22 protein-coding genes and 2 tRNA genes are annotated in these 22213 nt (G+C 56.7%); 22 read left to right on the top strand and 2 right to left on the bottom strand.

Annotated elements, in window-relative coordinates:
* Positions 1-4 precede the first annotated feature (4 nt).
* The 7 genes from EAH78_RS14400 to EAH78_RS14370 all read left to right on the top strand — a co-directional run bounded on the left by EAH78_RS14400 (position 5) and on the right by EAH78_RS14370 (position 6484).
* A complete protein-coding gene (locus EAH78_RS14400; protein WP_140668122.1) occupies positions 5-409 on the top strand; it encodes an acetyl-CoA sensor PanZ family protein in 405 nt (134 codons plus the stop codon).
* A 79-nt stretch (positions 410-488) separates the two neighbouring features.
* A complete protein-coding gene (locus tag EAH78_RS14395; protein WP_140668121.1) occupies positions 489-2714 on the top strand; it encodes an AsmA family protein in 2226 nt (741 codons plus the stop codon).
* Entirely contained in the window at positions 2711-3778 is a 1068-nt protein-coding gene (mutY, locus tag EAH78_RS14390; protein ID WP_140668120.1) for an A/G-specific adenine glycosylase, read from the top strand. Before EAH78_RS14395 ends, mutY begins: the two co-directional genes overlap by 4 nt.
* A complete protein-coding gene (locus EAH78_RS14385; protein ID WP_140668119.1) occupies positions 3775-4047 on the top strand; it encodes an oxidative damage protection protein in 273 nt (90 codons plus the stop codon). Before mutY ends, EAH78_RS14385 begins: the two co-directional genes overlap by 4 nt.
* A 103-nt stretch (positions 4048-4150) precedes the next feature.
* Positions 4151-4226 (top strand) — tRNA-Phe (locus tag EAH78_RS14380).
* Between the two features lie 313 nt (positions 4227-4539).
* Positions 4540-5619 carry a hypothetical protein gene (locus tag EAH78_RS14375; RefSeq protein ID WP_140668118.1) on the top strand — a complete coding sequence of 360 codons (1080 nt, stop codon included), beginning with the start codon at positions 4540-4542 and terminating at the stop codon, positions 5617-5619.
* A 73-nt stretch (positions 5620-5692) separates the two neighbouring features.
* The gene (locus EAH78_RS14370) at positions 5693-6484 is read left to right on the top strand and encodes a TSUP family transporter (protein WP_140668117.1); all 792 of its coding nucleotides are present in this window, start codon (positions 5693-5695) and stop codon (positions 6482-6484) included.
* Between the two features lie 117 nt (positions 6485-6601).
* Here the strand turns inward: EAH78_RS14370 and EAH78_RS14365 are convergent, their stop codons facing one another.
* Positions 6602-7048: a carboxypeptidase regulatory-like domain-containing protein gene (locus tag EAH78_RS14365; protein WP_140668116.1), complete on the bottom strand. Its 447-nt coding sequence runs from the start codon at positions 7046-7048 to the stop codon at positions 6602-6604.
* A gap of 264 nt (positions 7049-7312) precedes the next feature.
* On the opposite strand from EAH78_RS14365, the gene EAH78_RS14360 reads away from it, so the two are divergent.
* The 7 genes from EAH78_RS14360 (at position 7313) to vapC (ending at position 12804) form a co-directional block, all read left to right on the top strand.
* Positions 7313-8371 carry a PDDEXK nuclease domain-containing protein gene (locus EAH78_RS14360; RefSeq protein WP_140668115.1) on the top strand — a complete coding sequence of 353 codons (1059 nt, stop codon included), beginning with the start codon at positions 7313-7315 and terminating at the stop codon, positions 8369-8371.
* Complete coding sequence (locus EAH78_RS14355) at positions 8368-10050, top strand: RNA-binding domain-containing protein (RefSeq protein ID WP_140668114.1); 1683 nt, start codon at positions 8368-8370, stop codon at positions 10048-10050. Before EAH78_RS14360 ends, EAH78_RS14355 begins: the two co-directional genes overlap by 4 nt.
* 68 nt (positions 10051-10118) lie before the next feature.
* Positions 10119-11078, top strand: a complete 960-nt coding sequence (locus EAH78_RS14350) for an alpha/beta hydrolase family protein (protein WP_140668113.1) — start codon at positions 10119-10121, stop codon at positions 11076-11078.
* Positions 11079-11108: 30 nt separating this feature from the next.
* Entirely contained in the window at positions 11109-11525 is a 417-nt protein-coding gene (locus EAH78_RS14345) for a hypothetical protein (protein WP_140668112.1), read from the top strand.
* Positions 11526-11531: 6 nt separating this feature from the next.
* Complete coding sequence (locus tag EAH78_RS14340; protein WP_140668111.1) at positions 11532-11984, top strand: hypothetical protein; 453 nt, start codon at positions 11532-11534, stop codon at positions 11982-11984.
* Positions 11985-12166: 182 nt separating this feature from the next.
* Positions 12167-12397 carry a type II toxin-antitoxin system VapB family antitoxin gene (gene vapB / locus EAH78_RS14335; protein ID WP_140668110.1) on the top strand — a complete coding sequence of 77 codons (231 nt, stop codon included), beginning with the start codon at positions 12167-12169 and terminating at the stop codon, positions 12395-12397.
* Positions 12397-12804: a type II toxin-antitoxin system tRNA(fMet)-specific endonuclease VapC gene (vapC, locus tag EAH78_RS14330; RefSeq protein ID WP_140668109.1), complete on the top strand. Its 408-nt coding sequence runs from the start codon at positions 12397-12399 to the stop codon at positions 12802-12804. Before vapB ends, vapC begins: the two co-directional genes overlap by 1 nt.
* Before the next feature lie 96 nt (positions 12805-12900).
* On the opposite strand, the gene gabP is transcribed toward vapC, so the two are convergent.
* Complete coding sequence (gene gabP / locus EAH78_RS14325; protein WP_140668108.1) at positions 12901-14292, bottom strand: GABA permease; 1392 nt, start codon at positions 14290-14292, stop codon at positions 12901-12903.
* 563 nt (positions 14293-14855) lie between these two features.
* Here gabP and EAH78_RS14320 point away from each other — a divergent pair.
* The 8 genes from EAH78_RS14320 to EAH78_RS14285 all read left to right on the top strand — a co-directional run bounded on the left by EAH78_RS14320 (position 14856) and on the right by EAH78_RS14285 (position 21435).
* Complete coding sequence (locus EAH78_RS14320; protein WP_017336016.1) at positions 14856-15629, top strand: ABC transporter ATP-binding protein; 774 nt, start codon at positions 14856-14858, stop codon at positions 15627-15629.
* Positions 15630-15642: 13 nt separating this feature from the next.
* The gene (locus EAH78_RS14315) at positions 15643-16389 is read left to right on the top strand and encodes an ABC transporter substrate-binding protein (RefSeq protein WP_140668107.1); all 747 of its coding nucleotides are present in this window, start codon (positions 15643-15645) and stop codon (positions 16387-16389) included.
* A 78-nt stretch (positions 16390-16467) separates the two neighbouring features.
* Positions 16468-17163 carry an ABC transporter permease gene (locus EAH78_RS14310; RefSeq protein ID WP_140668106.1) on the top strand — a complete coding sequence of 232 codons (696 nt, stop codon included), beginning with the start codon at positions 16468-16470 and terminating at the stop codon, positions 17161-17163.
* Positions 17160-17849, top strand: coding sequence for an ABC transporter permease (locus tag EAH78_RS14305; RefSeq protein ID WP_123435418.1), 690 nt, complete (start codon positions 17160-17162; stop codon positions 17847-17849). The genes EAH78_RS14310 and EAH78_RS14305 overlap by 4 nt, the downstream gene beginning before the upstream one ends.
* On the top strand, positions 17830-19059 hold the full coding sequence (locus EAH78_RS14300) for a methyltransferase (RefSeq protein WP_140668105.1): 1230 nt from the start codon (positions 17830-17832) through the stop codon (positions 19057-19059). Before EAH78_RS14305 ends, EAH78_RS14300 begins: the two co-directional genes overlap by 20 nt.
* Positions 19060-19402: 343 nt before the next feature.
* A complete protein-coding gene (locus EAH78_RS14295; RefSeq protein WP_140668104.1) occupies positions 19403-20227 on the top strand; it encodes an FkbM family methyltransferase in 825 nt (274 codons plus the stop codon).
* A 77-nt stretch (positions 20228-20304) separates the two neighbouring features.
* Positions 20305-20380: transfer RNA gene (locus EAH78_RS14290), tRNA-Thr, on the top strand.
* Between the two features lie 167 nt (positions 20381-20547).
* The gene (locus EAH78_RS14285) at positions 20548-21435 is read left to right on the top strand and encodes a hypothetical protein (RefSeq protein WP_140668103.1); all 888 of its coding nucleotides are present in this window, start codon (positions 20548-20550) and stop codon (positions 21433-21435) included.
* Positions 21436-22213 lie beyond the last annotated feature (778 nt).

The following is a 22213-nucleotide window of genomic DNA, read 5'->3' as shown; positions in this document are numbered from 1 at the left end:
CGCCATGCCGATCATTGTCGAACCGCTGAACGAGGTCACTTATCAGGATCAGCAGGATCTGCAAAAAATTTACCGCGACGCTCCGGACTGGCTGTACGCCCCGTTTTCCGGGGATGTGCAGCTGATCGAAGGCTGTTTGCGGGACGGTTCGCTGATCGCCGGACGCTTCAATGATCGACTGCTGGGCGCAGCCCGTTTGCAACGCCACCAGGAGGTTTGGCACTTGTCCCAACTTTGCGTACGAAAAATTACCCGGCGCCGTGGCGTCGCCGAGCGCCTGGTGAACGAAGCCCGGAAAATGGCCGCTGAATCCGGCGCCACCCTGCGCCTGCTGGCTCCCGCCGGGCATCTTGAGGCTCAGGCACTGGCGGCCAAGCTGAAACTGCCGCTGGATATACTGCCGGCGTGATCGCCTGACCGGTCGTCCGCTTTGGAGCGCTATACTCCCCGGCTAAATTTCGAATTCGACTAACTACAAGGACTCGCCCATGAAAGCGTTCGGCAAAATCCTGGGTCTGGTACTTCTCGGGCTGTTGCTGATCATTGTGGCGCTGGGCTTTGCCCTGACCCACCTCTTCGATCCCAACGACTATAAAGACGAGATTCGCCAGATTGCCCGCGACAAGGCCCACATCGAGCTGACGCTCAATGGCGACATCGGCTGGAGCCTGTTCCCGTGGCTGGGCCTGGAGTTGCACGACGCCAGTGTCGCGACCTTGGTCAAGCCGACCGAACCGTTTGCCGACTTGCAGATGCTCGGCCTGTCAGTGCGCGTGTTGCCGCTGCTGCGCCGCGAAGTGCAAATGAGCGATGTCCGCGTTGAAGGCCTGAACCTGCGCTTGACCCGCGACAAGGATGGCCATGGCAACTGGCAGGACGTCGGCAAGATCCCGGCGCCAGCCACCCCGGCCACGACCCCGGCGACGCCTGGCGAACCTGCCCCGCAAACCACCGTTCAAGTGGAAAAACCGCCCCAGCCCGCTCGCCTGGACATCGACAGCCTAACCGTCAACAACGCTCGCGTTGAGTACAACGACGAGCAGACGGGCAAGCAGTTCAGCGCCGAGAGCATTCAACTCAGCACCGGCCCGGTCCACGACTCGACCAATATCCCGGTCAAACTCACCGCGTTCCTGGGCACCAACCAACCGGTTCTGCGTGTGCGTACCGAGCTCAATGGCGAGTTGCGTTTCGAACGTGCCTTGCAGCGCTACAAGTTTGAAGACATGAAACTGTCCGGCGAAGTCGCGGGTGATCCGCTGCAGGGCAAGACCATGACCTTCGCCGCCCAAGGGCAATTGCTGCTGGATAAAGCGGCGAACGTCGCCGAATGGACCGGCATCAAGGTCTCCGCCAACCAACTGCGCGCACTGGGTGAACTCAAGGTCAACGACCTCGACAAGACTCCACAGATCAGTGGCGGCATTTCGATTGCCCAGTTTGACCTGGCGAAATTTGTCGACAGCATCGGTCAGACACTGCCGGCGATGGCCGAAGGCAGCCTGAGCAAAGTCGAACTGGTCAGCCGTGTGGCCGGCACGCCGACCAGCGTGTCGTTCGACACCATCAACCTGAAAATCGATGACAGCACGTTCAGTGGCCGCATTGCCGTCGAGGACTTTGCCAAGCAATCGCTGCGCGCAGCCCTCAAAGCCGACACGTTCAACGTCGATCGTTATCTGCCGCCCAAATCCGCCGAAGCCAACAGTGCGACCCAGGTACGTCAGGCCGAAGTCGCCAGCACCGAGGCCAGCGCCATGGCCGGCGCGGGCAGCACACCGCTGCCGGAGTCGCCGACCAAGACAGCGTGGAGCACCGAACGCCTGCTGCCAGTTGAGCGCTTGAGCAAACTCGATGTGGACGCAGACCTGACCTTTGGCCAGTTGACCCTCGACAAGCTGCCGATCAACAACGCGGCGCTCAAGGCCACTGGCCAGGGCGGCCTGTTGACCCTGGAGAACCTGCGCGGCGATCTGTACGAGGGCAACTTCGAAGCCAAGGGCACCCTCGACGTGCGCCAGCAGGTCCCTGCGCTGACCATGCAGACGCGTATCAGTAAAGTGCCGGTGGAAAAAATCCTCGAAAGCCAAGGCAAAAATCCCCCGGTCAAAGGCCTGGTGACGCTTAACAGTGCGCTGACCGGCAGCGGTAACAGCCAGAAAGCGCTGATCGACAGCCTCAACGGCACCGCCAGTTTCGTCATCAACAACGGCGTGCTGCTCAATGCCAACCTTGAGCAACAGCTGTGCAAAGGCATCGCCACCCTGAACCGCAAAACCCTCAGCGGCGAGCCACGGGGCAAAGACACGCCGTTCCAGGAACTCAAGGGCAACCTGACCTTCCGTAACGGAGTGGCCAGCAACCCGGACCTGAAAGTGCGCATTCCGGGCATGACCGTGAATGGCGACGGCGACGTCGATCTGCGCGTGCTGGGGATGGATTACCGCGTGGGTATCATCGTCGAAGGCGACACCAGCGCCATGCCGGATCCGGCTTGCCAGGTCGGCGACAAGTTTGTCGGTATCGAGTGGCCGCTGCGTTGCCGGGGTCCGCTGGAGCTTGGCGCAAAGGCCTGCCGTCTGGATAACGAACGCATGGGTCAGGTCGCGAGCAAAATGGCGGGCGACAAGATCAGCGAAAAAATCGACGAGAAGCTGGGCGACAAGGTCAGTCCTGAACTGAAAAACGCATTGAAGGGGCTGTTCAAGCGATGAAATCCGAGCAGTTTTCATCGGCGGTGCTGGATTGGTACGACCGCCACGGCCGCCACGATTTGCCTTGGCAACAGGGCATCACCCCGTATCGGGTGTGGGTCTCGGAAATTATGCTGCAGCAAACCCAGGTCAGCACCGTGCTGAATTACTTCGATCGTTTCATGGCTTCGCTACCAACGGTCGAAGCCCTGGCCGCCGCGCCGGAGGACGAAGTGCTGCACCTGTGGACCGGCCTGGGTTACTACACCCGTGCGCGCAATCTGCAGAAGACCGCGAAAATTGTCGTCGCTGAATTCGGTGGCGAGTTTCCCCGGGATGTTGAAAAACTGGTTGAGCTGCCGGGCATTGGCTTGTCGACAGCGGGCGCTATCGCCAGCCTGAGCATGGGCCTGCGGGCGCCGATCCTCGATGGCAACGTAAAACGCGTCCTGGCGCGTTTTACCGCGCAAGAGGGTTATCCGGGGGAGCCGAAGGTCGCCAAACAGCTCTGGGCCAACGCTGAGCGCTTTACGCCGCATGATCGTGTCAACGCCTACACCCAGGCGATGATGGATCTGGGCGCCACGCTGTGTACGCGCAGCAAACCGAGTTGCCTGCTCTGCCCGCTGGAAAAGGGCTGCGAAGCGCACCTGCTTGGCCTCGAAACCCGCTACCCCATCCCAAAACCGCGTAAAACCGTGCCACAGAAGCGCACGCTGATGCCGCTGCTCGCCAACGGTGAAGGCGCGATTCTGCTTTACCGGCGGCCTTCCACGGGCCTGTGGGGCGGTCTATGGAGTTTGCCGGAGCTCGATGACCTCGACGACCTGCAACATCTGGCCGCGCAGCACTCGCTGGAACTGGGCGGCCAACAAGCGCTACCGAGCCTGGTGCACACCTTTAGCCATTTTCAATTGTCCATCGAACCCTGGCTGGTCCATGTCCAGGAGGCCGGCCATCACGTGGCCGAGGCCGACTGGCTCTGGTATAACCTCGCCACCCCGCCGCGCCTGGGCCTTGCCGCCCCGGTCAAAACCTTGCTCGAACGCGCGGCCGCCGTATTGAACGCAGGAGAGTCGTCATGACCCGCACCATCATGTGCCGCAAGTACAAAGAAGAATTGCCCGCCCTTGAACGCGCTCCCTTCCCGGGCGCAAAAGGCCAGGACATTTTTGACCACGTCTCGGCCAAGGCCTGGGCCGACTGGCAAAAGCACCAGACCCTTTTGATCAACGAAAAGCGCCTGAACATGATGAACGCCGAAGATCGCAAATATCTTCAGGGCGAGATGGACAAGTTCTTCTCCGGCGAGGAATACGCCAAGGCTGACGGCTACGTGCCGCCGGTTGAATAATCCCGATTTCTCGGGGGTCGGATCGTAAGCGACGGTAATAATTAAATATTTTTTGAAAACTTGCTTGACGACCCCCTGAAAAACCAGTTTAATGCGCCCCGTTGCCCAGATAGCTCAGTCGGTAGAGCAGGGGATTGAAAATCCCCGTGTCGGCGGTTCGATTCCGTCTCTGGGCACCAAATACCGAAAACCCTGAATCGCAAGATTCAGGGTTTTTTTATGCCTGAGATTTGATGAGGCACTGCTCCAGTCACTTTCGAAGCGCCGGGCGAAGCATCCCCCACCTCCTTGCGCCACGCCAGCAAGCACCTAGCCGAGTCCCGAGCGGCATCAAGCACGGGTGATCGGCCCCTCTCGCAGTCTCTCGGGTTTGTCGGAACGCTCCGTATGCGTTCACGGAAATGGATGACATACGCTGATCATCGGCTTGGGCAGAATCGTGGGAGGAACTGCCGCATAACCGTGAGCAGAGACACAACAGGGATGTAGACAATGACTGACGCCATCAAACGGGATGTCGAAAAGGTTGAGCTTTTTGCTGGACAGGACATCAAAATTTTCAGCTTTGATATTCGCCAGTCAATATTGCTTCACAGGTTCGCCGAAGAACTGGCCGCCATCGGCGGGCCGCAGGCACCTGGCGCCAAGTCCAAAGCCTCTCTGGCAGCCACCGACTTAAAGTTCTCGTTTTCGAAAGACCAATGCGAACTGCTGGCGGCCTACTCCAATGGCCTTGTTTGCGTGTTGATTTTTGAAGGGCTGCAAAAAATCACCGATGGCAGCCCTCCAAATGAACTACCCAACCTGACATCCCTGGAAAATCGCTACGACGTCCTTTGCCTGGCCGCCCGTAATCAGATCTTGTTGAAACTGTTGGATAACAGCTCCTTTGCCTATGACATGGACAACGAAGGAAAGCTGGTTCGATTGGTCGCCAACTTCAAAGGTGGCGGAATTACCAAAATCAATGCCGAGCCGGAAATCAAAGAACTGAGTTCCCATTCCGGCCTCGCACTTGGCCCGCATACCGAGGCTCCTTACTGGTGCGCCGTGAACGCGAAAGACGGGCACTCACCCTCTCCGTCCTCGCTCATACTTTCCGCCCTGTGGAACCCGAGTCTGGAACCTACGCGAGTCATCCCGCTGCCTCCCATACTGGAAAAAATCGGCGTCACCAACTGCCTCGCACTGACCACGGGTAACTTCCAATTCACTCGTAGCGACTCTTTTGTCAGTGGTAAAGGGGAAGATGGCCGCAACGTTTCGATTCTGGAGTTTGACGACAAGGTCGGGTTCGCAGCCCGTTTCAACTCGTATCGCTTTTCGGTCAATGAGAATGTCTCGATCTTTGTTAAACAAGCCTACACCGACCTTTGCCAACGCGTGGCCGAAGCAACTCCGGCTGAATACACGCTGACCCAGGAATCGGCCATGGCCATCAATAACACCCGGGCTCTGCACTGTCGGGATGTGATCAAAGACAACAGACGGGTCTTGGTTCGCATCTTCGGACTTTCAAAATTTTCGTCTCCTATCGTCATTTCAGATGACCCGCTACTCCTGCAGGGCTGATTTTTTCAAATGTTCAGGCTGTTAAGCGACCTGTCATGTGTTGACTGGCCAATAACGATAAAGAGGGAATGTAATGTCTTGGGATGTCATTGGAATGTTGGCGCTTGTCGCCTTTTGCGCCGGCTTTTTTGATGCTATTGCCGGTGGTGGCGGCTTGATCACCTTACCTGCACTGTTTCTGGCAGGTTTAGATCCAATCAGCGCAATTGCAACGAACAAGTTTCAGGCCGCTTCGGCAACTATTTCGGCAACCGTAACCTTTGCTCGCAAGGGCATGATCGAGTGGCGCCAAGGACGTTTCCTGGTTGTCTGCGGATTTATTGGCGGCGTCGGTGGCGCCTTGTTGGTCAGTTCTATTGATAAGCGCTATCTGGAAGTGTGCGTGCCCATCATGCTGATTCTGGTGGCTATCTATTTTGCGCTCTCGCCAAAACTGGCCGGTGAGGATCGCCGCAAGAGAATCGGCATCCTGCTTTTCTCATTTACCGTGGCACCGATCCTGGGTTTTTACGACGGCATATTTGGCCCCGGTGTAGGCTCTTTCTTCATTGTCGGGTTTGTCCTTCTCTGTGGACTAGGCATGATGCGGGCCATGAGCTTCACCAAACTTGCCAACGCTTCATGCAACCTGGGTTCTCTATCGGTTTTTATCACCAAAGGGGTGATTATCTGGCCGATTGCCATAGCCATGGCTTTGGCAGCGTTCATTGGTGCACAGCTAGGCGCACGAGCGGCTGTTCGGGTCGGACCCCGGCTGATCAAACCCATGTTGATCGTGGTCTGCTGTGCCTTAGCCATCAAGCTGCTGAGCGTGGAAACCAATCCTTTGCGTGTTGCAATCCTCCAATCATTGGCCGCGTTATAAGCGCTGGCCAGTATTGATCAGGAACTGAACAGTCGTTTCTCTCAGCGCTGGCGCCTCGGCCTGCATGGAATCGTCATCACGACATCCGGGCAAGCCAATGCACCAAAGCCGAGGCGCCTAATTTGCCTCGTTCCAGTGGAAAACCAGATTGCGCGCAGCGCCACTACCTACATCTGTAACGTCACGCCGCGCCTCACCGTTACGCGTCGCGACAACGGTGTACTTGCCGGGCGGCAACTGAACGTAAACCAACGGGCCTGCCTGACTCAGCGTCAGCACCGGCCCCTTGGCGTTCTGGATAAGCAACTGCACGTCCGGAATGTATTCGTCTTGCGGACCTACCGAGAAGGTCATGTGCAGGTTGTAGCCAGTCGTTTGCTGGATGGCTTTCGCCTCATCCTCGCCGATACCGCCGGAGAGGTAAGAAATCCCGTTTTGTTCCTGCCGCTGAACTTGCACGCCAGTAGTATCAATAGGGTCAAGGCTGGCGGCATTCAACATTGCCGGAAACGCCAGGACACCAACAGCAACAAGGGACAACATGAATGCATGGACGTATTTCATGATGACGACTCCCGGGCTCCTCAGAACCCTCTCATCCCCTTGAGTTTTGATTTCCCGGACGCCCTTCCAGTTTTAGATTGATTCGATCTTGGATTCACTGCGAAACGGACTACACCCTGTATTCCACAATTACGTTCTGCCGTCGGCGTGGTCCTGCAAAACGTATCCGGTATTTCCTTCCGGACTAGCAGCGGCGTACTGCATCGCTGCCCATTCACTCTTGGCATCCTCTTTCGCCTGATTTCTCCAGCTGCGGAAAACTCCATGAGCCTCATCAAGCCCGATAACACTCAAGATCCACAACTTGCTTCACTGGCAAGCAATCTCGGCGAACTGATACGCCAGGCACGTCTTACGGTGTTACGAGCGGTCGACACGGCTCAAGTGCAAACCTGTTGGCAGATCGGGCGGCATATTGTTGAGTTTGAGCAGGAAGGGGCTCACAGGGCCGCGTATGGGAAGCAATTGTTGGCGACGCTTGCGAAGGTGTTGACTGCAGAGTTTGGGAAGGGCTTTGACGAAACCAATTTGCGAAAAATGCGACTGTTCTATCAGGTGTTTCCAATTCGAGACGCATTGCGTCTCGAATTGAGCTGGACCCACTACCGCAGACTACTGCGTGTCGATAATGAACACGCCCGTCACTGGTATATGAACGAATCAGCTATCCAGAACTGGTCCAGTCGCGCTTTGGAGCGCCAGATCAATACCTTGTATTACGAACGCCTGTTGGCAAGCCGTGACCGACCCGCTGTCAAGCAGGAGGCTGCAACCAACATTCAGAAAATGAACGCCCACCCTCGGGACTTCATCAGGGATCCGGTGATGCTGGAATTTCTTGGCTTGCCCAATGCGGGTCAGACACAGGAAACAGATCTCGAACAGGCGCTGATCAATCAGCTTCAGGGGTTTCTGCTTGAACTGGGCAAGGGCTTTGCGTTTATCGCCCGCCAACAACGCATCAGCACCGAAAGCAAAGACTTCTACATCGACCTGGTGTTCTACAACTACCTGCTCAAATGCTTCGTCATCTTCGATCTCAAACGCGGCGAACTGACCCACCAGGATGTTGGCCAGATGGACATGTACGTGCGCATGTACGACGACCTCAAACGCGGACCAGAGGATAGCCCCACTGTCGGCATCATTCTTTGCGCACAGAAGGATGAATCCGTGGTGCGTTATTCCGTGCTGGAGGGCAATGAGCAACTCTTCGCCAGCAAGTACAAACTGGTGCTGCCGAGTGAAGAGGAACTTCGTGCGGAGCTGGATCGGGAACTCGCGCTACTTGAAGATCGCTTGAGTAATCGGGGTAGTCGGTGAACGAGTCAGCACTTCAAAGCTACCTACGCCTGAGCTATCCAAAAGAAAGCGTCGCGTGCGAATGGAAAGAATTCAAAAATCTCACCCATGCTGTGTCTGGACGTAAAGGCGCGGACATCGCGAGTTACCTGTCCGCAATTGCCAATATGACCGGCGGACACTTGGTGATTGGCGTTGAAGACGCCACTTTGCGCATTGTCGGTATCCAGCACTTTAACGACTACAAACCTGAAAACATTCGCCTGCGTCTGTTAGGGCGGTGCAGCAACTTGAATTCGGAAGGTTTTTTCGTCGAAAGCTTTCTGACCCGCGATACCGGGAAATCCGTTTGGGTATTTCATATTCCAAGGCATCGACCCAGATTGCCGGTTTATGCACACGATAAAGCGTGGCAGCGGCTGGATGATTCGCTGGTGGAAATGCGTCAGGAAAGGCTTGAGGTCATTTTGAATGAACCGATGGATACACGAGACTGGTCCGCCGAAACGGTTTCAGATGCGACAGTCGATGATCTTGATGAACAAGCAGTCCGCGTGGCCAGAGAGAAATTCACAGAGAAATATCGCAACTCCTCGTTTGCAGAAGACATTTCCACTTGGGATCTACCGACCTTTCTGAATAAGGCAAAGCTGACTATTCAGGGAGGCGTGACACACACCGCACTTTTGTTACTAGGCAAAAGAGAAGCCTGTCATTTTCTTCCAACACTGGCCCAAATTACGTGGAGGCTTGAAGGTGAAGAACAAGCCTATGAACACTTCACCCCACCCTTCCTGTTGACGACGACACAGGTGCTGCATCGAATACGCAATATCGACTACAAACTTTTCCCGCAAGACCAGTTATTAGCGACGCAAGTCAGCAAGTACGACACCCGCGTCATCCTTGAGGCGTTGCACAACTGCATAGCCCATCAGGACTACCTGCTGCGCTCACGCATCGTCGTGACTGAACGTGTTGACCGCTTGGTGTTCGAGAGCGCCGGAGGCTTTTACGAGGGTGAGCCTGAAGATTATTTTCGGGGCGAGCAGACACCCAGTCATTACCGCAACCCTTGGCTGACCCAAGCGATGGTCAGCCTGAACATGATCGACACTATGGGGTTCGGAATCTGTGCCATGACGCTGTCTCAGCGCAGCCGCTATTTTCCACTACCGGACTACAGCAAGTCATGCGAGAACAAAGTTCGGTTGGAAATCTATGGCCACGTAATCGACGAGAACTACACTCGACTGCTACTGGAAAACCAAGACCTTCCATTGAACACAATCATGCTTTTGGACCGGGTCCAGAAGAGGCAACCCATCACAGAAAAGGCGGCGGCGTTACTGCGCAAACAAAAGCTGATTGAAGGGGGAAGGCCAAATTACTACGCGGCGGCACAGGTTGCTCGCAGTACCGGAAATCAAAGTGACTATATCCGCAACCGAGCGTTTGACGATGCTTACTACAAAAATCTCATTCTCGATTATTTGAGGCAATATGGAGCCGCAACACGCCTTGAGCTAGTCATGCTAATTCTAGACAAACTCTCAGATGCTTTAGACGAAAAACAGAAGCGGAACAAATTCCGCAACCTTTTGCACTCGATGTCGACGCGCGATAAAAGCATCGAAAAATCAGGGGGTTTACACAAAGGCCGGTGGGTCCTGAAGCGCTACTATGAGGTCGCTCCGTAGGCAAGCTTTAGTCAAACCCTAGATAAACTTCCTGACTCAAAACGGGCCTGGTCAGCAACGGAGCGTCAATGACTCAATCATCCCCAAAGCCCCAGCCTGAAATGCTGCCTGCCGCCCCACCCGGCACCCCCTTCAAGGAGACCGCCGCAGACGGCTTCATCCTCGGTGGCTTCACCTGGCAGCACACCCCGCAAAACCCGGCCCGCCCCGTCGTGATCATCAACGCCGCCACCTCCGTGCGCTGCCGCCATTACTCGCGCTTTGCCGATTACCTGTTCGCCAACGGGTTCGACGTCATCACCTACGATTACCGGGGCATCGGCGAATCACGGCCCACCTCGCTCAAAGACCTCGACGCCTCGTGGACCGACTGGGGCGCGCTGGACTTTGAGGCGATGCTCAAGCGCGCTCAGCGGGAATTCCCCGGTCAGCCCATTGATGTCGTCGGCCACAGCTTTGGCGGCTGTGCAGCGGGCCTGGGAGCGTCCGGGCATGTCATTCGACGGATGGTGACCGTCGGCGCGCAATTCGCTTACTGGCGCGACTATGCCCCCGCCAATCGCTGGCGGATGTTCGGCAAGTGGCACGTGGTGATGCCGTTGATGACGATGTTCCACGGCTACTTCCCCGGTAAACGCCTCGGCTGGCTCGAAGACACGCCGGCCGGCGTGGTTCGCGACTGGAGCACGCCTACAGACCGCTTTGAAACACGACCCAGCGGTCGACGCCTGCATCGCGGAACCGGTCGGTTACCCTTCGAACGCGTCAGCGCAAACATCCTCGCGATCAGCATCAGCGACGATCCTTACGGCACGATTTCAGCCATCGAACGCCTGCTCGGCTACTTCACCCACAGCACTCGCACCCATCTGCGAATCGCCCCCGAAGACATCGGCAAAGAAGAAGTCGGACATTTCGCCTTTTTTCGCAGCGCATACCAAGCCACACTATGGCCCATTGCATTGTCCTGGCTGCAAAACGCCGAACTGGCCCCCGATACACCCGGGCGGCGAGTCCCGCGCAGCTGAGCCCTCTCAACACATTACGGAACGACGTCCATGGCCTCCGCCAACAAACAGCACAAACGCGCCACCCGCGCCAAAGCCAAGGCCAAGCAGAACCGCACCCAAGGGGCTGCCGCGCCGGTCGAGCTGGACCCGAACGATGATCGCATCGACTTCGAATCGGTGGACCTGACCGAACTGTTCAAAAAAATGATCGACGCCGAAAAGACCAGCCAGCAAGCGATGTGCCTAGCCTTCCTGGAAGACCCGCTACTGGAGCTGGTCTATGAGCAGGAAGGCGAAGAAGGTGCGATGGACTTCATCCTCGCCGCACTGATCGAGTACCGCCAATGGTCGACCGAAGTCGACGAGGCCGGCGCCCTGGCGTGGATCGAATCACCAGCCTTCCAGGCTGACTATGTCGCAGCGTCCGATATCATCGCCGCGCAAACCCAACAGAAAGCAAACTGAGCTCCCATGGCATCCCTGAACAAGCAACAAAAACGCGCCAAGCGCGCAAAGGCCAAAGCCAAGCAAATCAACATCCACGGCCGCAAACCTGCCGCGCTGGACGATGACCTGGACGAAATCGGCGAGCCGATCCCGGAATACACCCTGGCGATGTTCAGCAAGATGCGCGACGCCGAAGCCACCAGCCGCAGCGACATGCTTCAGGTCCTGCTGTCGGACCTCGCCGGCATCATCAGCGACCATCCAGACTTGCTGGACATGGAAAACGCCGACAACGAAGCCATGGCCGCCACCCACCTGGCCGCCGACATGCTGCTCGACTACCGCATGTGGGCTGATGGCATGGACCGGGAAACGGCTCAAGCCTGGCTGACCGATCCGCAGTTCATCACTGATTTCGGCGATGCGCTGGACAGCTATCGTCAGGCGCTGGATGCGCAGGAAGAAAAGAGCGAGTAAACGCCTTTGGCAGAAACCAAAAACGGCCGCTCGTCATCACTGACAGCGGCCGTTTTTTATGGAAACCATTCCAAAAGATCGCCCGCTACCTCTCGTCAGCGGGAACGTATATCCCATTGACATATCCTTCTTTAAATCTATTCTTTGGACTCACAACACACCCAAAAAAGCCGGAGGCCAAAATGGAGCAGACCACCCTTTTCATGAGTAATCGAAGCCAGGCTGTCCGGCTTCCGAAAGCTGTCGCCATGCCAAGCGATGTGAAACGAGTCAACGTGGTCGCCATCGGCAGGGCTCGCATCATCACCCCGGCGGACGAAACCTGGGATAGCTGGTTCGATGGAGATGGCGTAAGCGCAGACTTTATGACTGACCGCGACCAACCCTCCGAGCAGGAGCGTGAGTCGTTCTGATGATCAAGTTCATGCTCGATACCAACATCTGCATCTTCACCATCAAAAACAAACCGCAAATCGTAAGAGAAGCTTTCAACCTTCACGACGGGCAGTTGTGCATCAGTGCAGTCACGCTGATGGAATTGATTTACGGTGCCGAAAAATCTGCGGCTCCCGAAAAGAATCTGGCGGTGGTCGAGAGCTTCGCAGCGCGTCTTGAGGTCTTGCCTTTCGACAATGACGCGGCCGCACACACTGGAATGATTCGGTCAGAGTTGGCAAGGGCGGGAACACCCATTGGCCCGTATGACTACATGATTGCGGGACATGCTCGTTCACGCGGGCTCATTGTTGTAACGAACAACCTGCGCGAGTTCGAACGGGTCCCAGGACTGCGTGTAGAAGACTGGGTTCACCCCGCTTGAATCGAACACCACCCACGAAACAAAAACGGCCGCTTGTCATCACTGACAGCGGCCGTTTTTGTAGGGATCAACAACAATTGCCTTGGATCAAAACCCTCAGCGCGCCAAGGCTGCGCTCAGCTTCTCATTCTGACGACGGCGAGCCACCAGCACGCCTGCCGCGACTACCAACAGCGCCAGCAGGCCGGTCGCGAGAATCTCTACGCGATGCGCTTCCTGGAACAACATGATGGTCAGGGCCGCCACGATGAAAATGATCACCGCGTAGGTCAGGCCCGGGAACAGCCACATGCTGAAGGCGATTTTTTCACCGCGAGCCATGCGCTGTTTGCGCATGCGCAGTTGCGAAATGGCGATCACCAGGTACACCAGCAGTGCGATGGCGCCGGAGCTGGCCAGCAGGAATTCGAACACGGCAGCCGGGGCCACGTAGTTGGCGAATACCGCAAGGAACGCAGCGCCGGTGGACAGCATGACGGCCCAGTACGGGGTGCCGCTCTTGTTGGTGCGCTGGGAAACGGCCGGTGCATCACCACGTTTGCCCAGGGAGAACATCATGCGCGAGGCGGTGTACAGCGCCGAGTTCAGGCAACTGGTCACAGCAACCAGAACCACGATGTCGACGATCAGCTTGGCATTCGGGATGCCCATGCGCTCAAGCACAGTCTGGTACGAACCAACGCTGGCCAGGATCGGGTCGTTCCATGGCACCAGGGCCACAACGATGAAAATCGATACGAGGTAGAACAAGCCGATCCGCCAGATCACCGAATTGGTGGCCTTGGAGATTTGCTGGCCTGGGTTCTTGGATTCCGCGGCCGCGATGGTCACGATCTCGGTGCCCATGAAAGAGAACATGGTGGTCAGGATCGCGCCCAATACCGCGCCCATGCCGTTTGGCAGGAAGCCCTGGGTGTCGAACAGGTGCGAAACGCCGCTGACCTGGCTGCTTGGCAGGAAGCCGAAGATCGCCAGAACGCCGAGAGCGATGAAACCGATGATCGCCACGACCTTGACCAAGGCGAACCAGAATTCAAATTCACCGTAGTTTTTTACGCTGAACAGGTTAGTCACCGTCAGCAGCAGGGTGATGATCAGTGTGAAAGCCCAGATCGCCACGTTCGGGAACCAGGCGTGCAGGATGGTCGCGGCGGCGTTGGCTTCCAGCGGGATAACCAATACCCAGAACCACCAGTACAACCAGCCGATGGTGAAACCGGCCCAGTGACCGATCGCGCGATCGGCATACGTCGAGAAGGAGCCAGTGTCCGGCGAGGCAACAGCCATTTCACCGAGCATGCGCATCACCAGCACAACCAGCATGCCGGCGGCGGCGTAAGCCAGCAGCACGGCCGGGCCTGCGGCGGCGATGGCGTGACCCGAGCCTACGAACAAGCCGGCGCCGATTACCCCGGCAATCGACAGCATGGTCACATGACGCGGTTTGAGCCCCTGTTCGAGGCCATTGGAGCTTGGGGTACTGCTCATTGAAACTACCTTTGTAAGGAAAAGCGAATGCGTGCATCCCGCTTTGAATTCTTTCTCGTAAAAAGAAACCAACGGGGCGTTCTGGATTCTGTACGCAATAATTGCGCCAAAATGTTTCAAAGCCGTCTACCACGGCGATCGCATCCAGACCGGACAGTCTTCGCAAGTCATTGAAAGTAATGGCACTTTGCCAAAGCGTTACCCTGCGACTCACTTAATAACGAATTCGCGCACCGGAAACACACCCGGAAAATGCTCGACGCACAATAAAAGTGCAGATCAGGAACGTTCGGCCGGTTAGCGCTTCCAACACCCCGCCAAAGCTGGCAACATCGCGCCCTTTTTTACGCGACTCCCGCGGCTGCTTTGTATGTGAAAGCAAGGTCAAACGGCTGTTCGGTTGATAGCAGCGCGACAGTCTGCTGTAGCGATGCGACAACCTGCTACGTCATGTCCGCTTACCGCCCGCAGCGCTGTTGGCTGCCATTCAAACGCTATGCTAGCTTGGCCGCCTCGCCAGGAAGGCCGCCAACAGCAGGAGCAAAACACTATGAGGAACGCACATGGCTGAGGCCACGCCCGCGCTTGAAATCCGCAACTTGCACAAACGCTACGGACAGCTTGAGGTGCTCAAAGGCATCTCGCTGACCGCCCGCGACGGCGACGTGATCTCGATCCTGGGTTCTTCCGGTTCCGGCAAGTCCACGTTCCTTCGTTGCATCAACCTGCTGGAAAACCCGCACCAGGGCCAGATCCTGGTGGCCGGCGAAGAACTCAAACTCAAAGCCGCCAAGAACGGCGAACTGGTCGCTGCCGACGGCAAGCAGATCAACCGCCTGCGCAGCGAGATTGGTTTTGTGTTTCAAAACTTTAATCTCTGGCCGCACATGAGCGTGCTCGACAACATCATCGAAGCGCCGCGTCGCGTGCTCGGTCAAAGCAAAGCCGAAGCCATCGAAGTCGCCGAAGCCTTGCTGGCCAAGGTCGGCATCGCCGACAAGCGCCACGCCTACCCGGCGCAACTGTCCGGCGGCCAGCAACAACGCGCGGCCATCGCCCGCACGCTGGCGATGCAACCCAAGGTGATCCTGTTCGACGAGCCAACTTCCGCACTTGACCCGGAAATGGTCCAGGAAGTACTTAATGTCATCCGCGCCTTGGCTGAAGAAGGCCGCACCATGCTACTGGTGACCCATGAAATGGGCTTTGCCCGTCAGGTTTCCAGCGAAGTGGTGTTCCTCCACCAGGGCCTGATAGAAGAACAAGGATCGCCACAGCAGGTGTTTGAAAACCCGCTTTCGGCACGCTGCAAACAATTCATGTCCAGCAACCGCTAACGGAGCTACCCGCATGCAGAACTTCAAAAAAGTCTTCCTGGCTGCCGCCGTCACCCTGGCGTTCAGCGCCGGTGCAATGGCCGAAACCCTGAAGATGGGCATCGAAGCGGCCTACCCGCCGTTCAACAATAAAGATGCCAGTGGCAATGTCGTCGGCTTCGACAAGGAAATCGGCGACGCCCTGTGCGCCAAGATGAAAGTCGAGTGCACCGTGGTGACCTCCGACTGGGACGGCATCATCCCGGCCCTGAACGCCAAGAAGTTCGACTTCCTGATCTCCTCGATGTCGATCACCGACGAGCGCAAGCAAGCGGTCGACTTCACCGACCCGTACTACTCCAACAAGCTGCAGTTCATCGCACCTAAAGACAAAGAGTTCAAAACCGACAAGGCCTCCCTGCAAGGCAAAGTGATCGGCGCACAACGTGCGACCCTCGCCGGCACCTGGATGGAAGACAACATGGAAGGCGTCGAAGTCAAACTCTACGACACCCAGGAAAACGCTTACCTGGACCTGACCTCCGGTCGTCTGGACGGCATCCTGGCCGACAAGTACGTCAACTACGAATGGCTGAAAAGCGACGCCGGCCGGTCCTACGAATTCAAGGGTGATCCGGTAGAAGAAAGCGACAAAATCGGTATCGCGGTACGTAAAGGCGACCCGATCCGCGCGAAGCTGAACCTCGCCCTGAAGGAAATCGTCGAGGACGGCACCTACAAGAAAATCAACGACAAGTACTTCCCGTTCAGCATCTATTGATTCTGACCTGCCGGGCCGGCGCCGTTCGCTAACGGCGCCCGTCCATGGCATTGCCTGCCGCGATTTGAAAAGAAACCCATGACTATCGATCTCTACGGATTCGGCCCGGCGCTCGCCTCTGGCGCGCTGATGACTGTGAAACTGGCACTCTCGGCCTTGTGTCTGGGGCTGGTGCTCGGTTTGCTCGGCGCCTTGGCCAAGACATCCCCGTACAAGCCGTTGCAATGGCTTGGCGGCACTTATTCGACACTGGTTCGCGGCATCCCGGAATTGCTCTGGGTGCTGCTTATCTATTTCGGCACGGTCAACCTGATGCGTGCCCTGGGCGAGTTTTTCGGCAATCCCGACCTCGAACTCAATGCTTTTGCCGCTGGTGTGATTGCGCTGGGTCTGTGCTTTGGCGCCTACGCCACCGAAGTGTTTCGCGGTGCGATCCTGGCAATTCCCAAAGGTCACCGTGAAGCAGGCGTGGCGTTGGGTCTGTCGAAGTTTCGCATCTTCACCAGACTGATCATGCCGCAGATGTGGCGCATCGCCCTGCCGGGGCTTGGCAACCTGTTCATGATCCTGATGAAAGACACCGCGCTGGTGTCGGTCATCGGTCTGGAAGAAATCATGCGCCACGCACAAATCGGCGTGACCGTGTCCAAGCAACCGTTCACCTTCTATATGGTGGCCGCGTTCATGTACCTGGGCCTGACCGTGCTCGCCATGAGCGGCATGCACTTGATGGAACGCCGTGCCGCTCGCGGCTTCGCGAGGAGCACCCAATGAACTGGGAAGTCATCATCAAGTGGCTGCCGAAACTGGCCCAAGGCGCAACGCTGACCCTGGAACTGGTGGCCATTGCCGTCATCGCCGGTTTGCTGCTGGCGATACCGTTGGGCATCGCCCGCTCGTCGCGACTCTGGTACGTGCGGGCATTTCCCTACGGCTACATCTTCTTTTTCCGTGGCACGCCGTTGCTGGTTCAGCTGTTCCTCGTCTATTACGGCCTGGCGCAGTTTGACGCGATACGTAACAGCTCGATGTGGCCGTACCTGCGCGATCCGTTCTGGTGCGCCACCGCGACCATGACCCTGCACACTGCGGCCTACATCGCCGAAATCCTGCGCGGCGCGATCCAGGCGATTCCACCGGGTGAAATCGAAGCGGCGCGAGCGTTGGGCATGTCCCGCGCCAAAGCGCTGTTCTACATCATCCTGCCGCGTGCCGCGCGCATCGGCCTCCCGGCCTACAGCAACGAAGTGATCCTGATGCTCAAGGCCAGCGCCCTGGCCAGTACCGTGACCTTGCTGGAACTGACCGGCATGGCCCGCACCATCATTGCCCGGACCTACCTGCCGGTGGAGATCTTCTTCGCCGCGGGCATGTTCTATCTGTTGATGGCTTACGTGCTGGTTCGCGGCTTCAAGCTGCTGGAGCGCTGGTTGCGCGTCGATGCCTGCCAAGGACGTTGATGCCTGCGTGCTGACGGGCGAGGCGCTGCTCGCCCGCTTCACCGCGCTGGATGCTTTTCTGATTGAGCATCAGGCGCTGTGGAAGCCGCGTCCGTTTACTCATCTGCACCTGCCTTGGGAAACGTCCTATCCGGAGTTGGCACTTTGGCTACGGCAACGGTCGCTGGACGACGCAGAACTTGCTCATAACCAACCTTGTTTGCTGGATGCACCGGAGCCGTTCGCTTCATTGGCGGCGTTGTCCCTTGAATTGAGTTCTGTGGGTGAATTGCCAGCGCATTCGCTGCAAGCTGCCGGGCATCGGCTGAACGTCGATGTACCGGGGCGCAAGTGGCAACAGATCGAGGCGTTTGCCAGTCGCCTGTCCTTTGCGGCACCGCCGAAGCATTGGCTGGATTGGTGTTCGGGCAAGGGTCACTTGGGTCGGCGTTTGCTGCAAACCGGGCAACAACTGACTTGCCTGGAATATGACCCGGCCCTGGTGGCCAGCGGACAGGCACTCAGCCAGCGTCATCAGTTGCGGGCGCTGCACGTCGAACAGGATGTGCTCGCACCTGGCACCGCGAGTTTATTGAATGTTAATCACACACCGGTGGCGCTGCATGCCTGCGGTGATCTGCATGTGCGGTTGATCCAGCTCGCCAGCGCGGCGGGTTGCAAACAATTGGCTATCGCGCCGTGCTGTTATAACCGGATCAATCTTCCGGCCTATCAGCCGCTTTCTTCAGTCGGTTTGCGATCCGGCCTACAGCTGTCCCTTGACGATCTCGCCCTGCCCATGAGCGAAACCGTCACCGCTGGCGCTCGCGTGCGACGCCAACGAGACACCTCCATGGCCCGGCGCCTGGGTTTCGACTTGCTGCAACGGCAACTGCGCGGCATCGATGAATACCTGCCCACACCTTCGCTGCCAAGTACCTGGCTGGACACATCCTTCGCCGAGTACTGCCATCATCTGGCCGCACTGAAAGAGTTATCCACAGTCGGCTCGCAAGATTGGCCCGCTCTCGAAGCTGGTGGATGGCAACGCTTGGCGCAAGTACGCAATCTGGAGCTGCTGCGCGGACTTTTCCGACGCCCGCTGGAGCTTTGGCTGGTCCTCGACCGCGCCCTTTTCCTTGCCGATCGGGGTTACACCGTTCGCCTCGGGACCTTCTGCGAAACCCCGCTGACGCCGCGTAATTTCCTGCTCTTGGCGGAACGCCCGTAAAAGCTTCAGCCTGTGGATAACTCTGTTGATGAAATTATCGTGGATCCAATATCCACAGCTGTTTCAGGGGTGAAACGCAACTGTTCATTTTTCGTACACCCACGAAAAAATCCTGAAAAACAGGGATTTGCGGACAAATGAGAACAGGTCCACAAAAACACCAGTGTGCGCACAGTGCCACCGCCGCCGTTGTGCATAAGCATTCAATGCAAAGGACATAAGCGCCTAAACCCGGACCTCACGCGGGGAAAATTGCACCTCCACTCGACTCTTGTTATACAAACACGCAAGGACGCCATCAGCGCGGCCACGAACAAGAAAATTCGACCGACAGGATGCGACAGTGACGTTCATTTCTTACGCACAGAATTTCGAAGACATACGCCTGTGGCGCGCCCTCAAAACCGTCGAAAACGGCTTCTATATCGACGTCGGCGCCAACGATCCGACCCATGACTCAGTCACCAAGGCGTTCTACGACCACGGCTGGACCGGCATCAACGTCGAGCCGATGCCCAACTACTACGAATCCCTGTGCCAGCAACGTCCAAAAGACACCAACCTGCAATGCGTCGCCGGCGAAAGCGCTGAAAACCTGACCTTCTACGGCATTGCCGGTACCGGCCTCTCGACCGTCGACCCGGCCATGGCGCAAATGCACAAAGACGCCGGCATGGACGTGCGCAGCCAAACCGTCCAGTCCCGCACCCTGACGTCCATCTGCGAAGAACACGTCCAGGGCCGCCCGATCCACTTCCTGAAAATCGACGTCGAAGGCCACGAAGAAACAGTCCTGCGCGGCATGGATTTCACCCAGTGGCGACCGTGGGTCATCCTCATCGAAACCCCGTGGGACCGCGACCAGACCTGGGAAACCCTCGTCACCGGCGCCGGCTACCAATCCATTCTGTTCGACGGCATCAACACCTATTACCTCGCCGAAGAGCACCTGAACCTCAAACCTGCCTTCGACATCCCGCCCTGCAACCTGGACGAATTCCAGTTCTGCAAAGGCCACAACTTCAGCCACCCCGTCGGCGATGCCGAACACCAACTCGCCGCCGCGCTGCAACGCGCCGAACAGGCCGAAGCACAGCTGCGCGCGATGCAAAACAGCCGCACCTGGCAAGCCATCCAGAAACTCAAGAAAACCCTGCTACGCGCCTGACCTGACCCCTTCGCAAAAATAGTCTGAATTCAGGGGTTTACAGAACCAACCCAATCGCTATAATCGTCGCCCAACACGCCGGTATAGCTCAGTTGGTAGAGCAACTGACTTGTAATCAGTAGGTCCCGGGTTCGACTCCTGGTGCCGGCACCATACAAAACAAGGCCTCGCAGCGATGCGGGGCCTTGTTGTTTCTGCAATACGTAAAATTCGACGTAAAATAGAAAAAAACCTCGCTCATTACTCTTGAAAATACTCTTCATTCCTCAGCGAGCAAAATCTATGGCAACCTGCCCCTCATCAATGAGGAGAGTTATGGCATGACCGGACTTGTGCTTGAGCTTCAATCGGATGTACTGAAAGAAAGCGTTTCAATTCTAAGCCTGCTCCGGAAGGCCAGGGCTCTATCCGTAAAGTTGAATGTCACAACGATCGATCAGTGGCTAGAACACGAGATGAATGGCTACCCACGAGGGGTTTCAATCCCTGAGTATCGTCATGTTCTCGGTAAGGTTATTTGCCGTGACCCCTATCGGGGTTGGATTCCGCTTGAAATACGAAACCCTGAGCTTCTGGAGAATTTGAGTCAGCGCATGCTTCATCAGCCAGTGAGCGCACTGTGTCAATTTACGGAATCCAAGGAAGGAGACAGTCTCCTTTTACAGTTTCCTCCGAAAATGGCAGCCCAAATCATGAAAGGTTGTGGTTGTGAGCCTGGACTGGAAATCGCGCTTAATTTGATCAATGGCGTGATTTCTACCGTTCGCAATAAAATTCTCGACTTTGCACTCGAACTTGAAAAACAGGGTATTCACGGAGAAGGCATGACTTTTACTAATGAAGAAAAAATGGCCGCGAATAACATTTCCTACAGCATCAATATTGAAAATATGACGGGCTCCCAGCTTCAGCAGGGAACAACCGGCTCGACGCAAACCTATACGAAATCCGCCGACCTCGACGGCATATCGGCCTTCGTTGAAAAGCTACTTCCTGCCATCGGCGAGCTGAGCAACTCAACAAATCGCGACCAACTCCAGAGCGATTTGGAAACGATCCGTAGCCTGTTAAAAGCTCCGACACCTAAAACGGGAATGATTCGGGAGTGTCTGCGCTCCGTAAAGACCGTACTTGAAGGCACGACTGGAAATCTCGCGGCCACTTATTTGCCTCTCCTGCCAGCGCTTCTCTCCTCGATCCCCTCCTGATACTGCGGGCTAACCTCGAGCGCATAGCAATCTACGCAGAAGCGTCCTGTGATTGCCTCCTGCTCGGATTGCTATCGGATTATGGGATCACCTTTTCCATAGAGTGTTTGATGACGCTCCAGTGACAGTTTGCGTGCAAGCGAGCTGCTGCAGGAGCGAGAACCTGTCGCCACCCTCCCCCTATAGCCAGTCCCGTTTTTATGTTGACCCACGGGAAACCGGTATTTTTGGTAAGTTTTTCCTCCCCCCCTCTGAAAGCCAAGATCCACAAGGCTTGTAGACAATTTTATTAGGTAAGTTTTAAGTAATATTTAGGAATAACATTACCTTTTACCTAGGTCAGAATTCGAAAATAAAATATCTATATAAATCATATAGTTATAAAAAAATTACTCCCTCCCTTACTCAAAAAAGCCAGTGCAAAGTAAGTGCTCAAATCCGCATCGCGTGCGGGCTGTAGCTGGTTTCTTACCTCCACATACTTAAATTACTTGTTTCCCGTGGGTCACCTGAAAAAAGGCCTCTGGAGTAGCGCTCTCAGGCGCTCCAAAAAGAGGGCGTGCGTGCAGGGATCTGTAGGGTTTTCTCAAACCCAGTTCGCTCAGGAGAGGCCCGGCGGGCGTTGTGGCTGGGAGGTTGCAGGTGTGCAGAAATTAAGACCGATTTAGCCCGCAGGCGTGGCGGGGGGACGACGGCGCGCGCCAGATGCAGCCCAGCCGTCGACCCGGGCGCGCTCTGTTTTGGACCGCGAAAATGCACCATCGCAGCGCACCCCAGT

Origin of the sequence: Pseudomonas arsenicoxydans, assembly GCF_006438915.1 — a bacterium.
In the GTDB taxonomy this organism is placed as follows: Bacteria; Pseudomonadota; Gammaproteobacteria; order Pseudomonadales; family Pseudomonadaceae; genus Aquipseudomonas; species Aquipseudomonas arsenicoxydans_A.
Note: the sequence above shows the minus strand (reverse complement) of the source record. Positions and strands in the feature narration are given on the sequence as shown.

Excerpts from the sequence above, each read along its gene's own strand:
- EAH78_RS14400 (WP_140668122.1), top strand. The coding sequence starts at position 5 with ATGCCGATCATTGTCGAACCGCTGAACGAGGTCACTTATCAGGATCAG.
- EAH78_RS14395 (WP_140668121.1), top strand. The coding sequence starts at position 489 with ATGAAAGCGTTCGGCAAAATCCTGGGTCTGGTACTTCTCGGGCTGTTG.
- mutY (WP_140668120.1), top strand. The coding sequence starts at position 2,711 with ATGAAATCCGAGCAGTTTTCATCGGCGGTGCTGGATTGGTACGACCGC.
- EAH78_RS14385 (WP_140668119.1), top strand. The coding sequence starts at position 3,775 with ATGACCCGCACCATCATGTGCCGCAAGTACAAAGAAGAATTGCCCGCC.
- EAH78_RS14375 (WP_140668118.1), top strand. The coding sequence starts at position 4,540 with ATGACTGACGCCATCAAACGGGATGTCGAAAAGGTTGAGCTTTTTGCT.
- EAH78_RS14370 (WP_140668117.1), top strand. The coding sequence starts at position 5,693 with ATGTCTTGGGATGTCATTGGAATGTTGGCGCTTGTCGCCTTTTGCGCC.
- EAH78_RS14365 (WP_140668116.1), bottom strand. The coding sequence starts at position 7,048 with ATGAAATACGTCCATGCATTCATGTTGTCCCTTGTTGCTGTTGGTGTC.
- EAH78_RS14360 (WP_140668115.1), top strand. The coding sequence starts at position 7,313 with ATGAGCCTCATCAAGCCCGATAACACTCAAGATCCACAACTTGCTTCA.
- EAH78_RS14350 (WP_140668113.1), top strand. The coding sequence starts at position 10,119 with ATGACTCAATCATCCCCAAAGCCCCAGCCTGAAATGCTGCCTGCCGCC.
- EAH78_RS14345 (WP_140668112.1), top strand. The coding sequence starts at position 11,109 with ATGGCCTCCGCCAACAAACAGCACAAACGCGCCACCCGCGCCAAAGCC.
- EAH78_RS14340 (WP_140668111.1), top strand. The coding sequence starts at position 11,532 with ATGGCATCCCTGAACAAGCAACAAAAACGCGCCAAGCGCGCAAAGGCC.
- vapB (WP_140668110.1), top strand. The coding sequence starts at position 12,167 with ATGGAGCAGACCACCCTTTTCATGAGTAATCGAAGCCAGGCTGTCCGG.
- vapC (WP_140668109.1), top strand. The coding sequence starts at position 12,397 with ATGATCAAGTTCATGCTCGATACCAACATCTGCATCTTCACCATCAAA.
- gabP (WP_140668108.1), bottom strand. The coding sequence starts at position 14,292 with ATGAGCAGTACCCCAAGCTCCAATGGCCTCGAACAGGGGCTCAAACCG.
- EAH78_RS14320 (WP_017336016.1), top strand. The coding sequence starts at position 14,856 with ATGGCTGAGGCCACGCCCGCGCTTGAAATCCGCAACTTGCACAAACGC.
- EAH78_RS14315 (WP_140668107.1), top strand. The coding sequence starts at position 15,643 with ATGCAGAACTTCAAAAAAGTCTTCCTGGCTGCCGCCGTCACCCTGGCG.
- EAH78_RS14310 (WP_140668106.1), top strand. The coding sequence starts at position 16,468 with ATGACTATCGATCTCTACGGATTCGGCCCGGCGCTCGCCTCTGGCGCG.
- EAH78_RS14305 (WP_123435418.1), top strand. The coding sequence starts at position 17,160 with ATGAACTGGGAAGTCATCATCAAGTGGCTGCCGAAACTGGCCCAAGGC.
- EAH78_RS14300 (WP_140668105.1), top strand. The coding sequence starts at position 17,830 with ATGCCTGCCAAGGACGTTGATGCCTGCGTGCTGACGGGCGAGGCGCTG.
- EAH78_RS14285 (WP_140668103.1), top strand. The coding sequence starts at position 20,548 with ATGACCGGACTTGTGCTTGAGCTTCAATCGGATGTACTGAAAGAAAGC.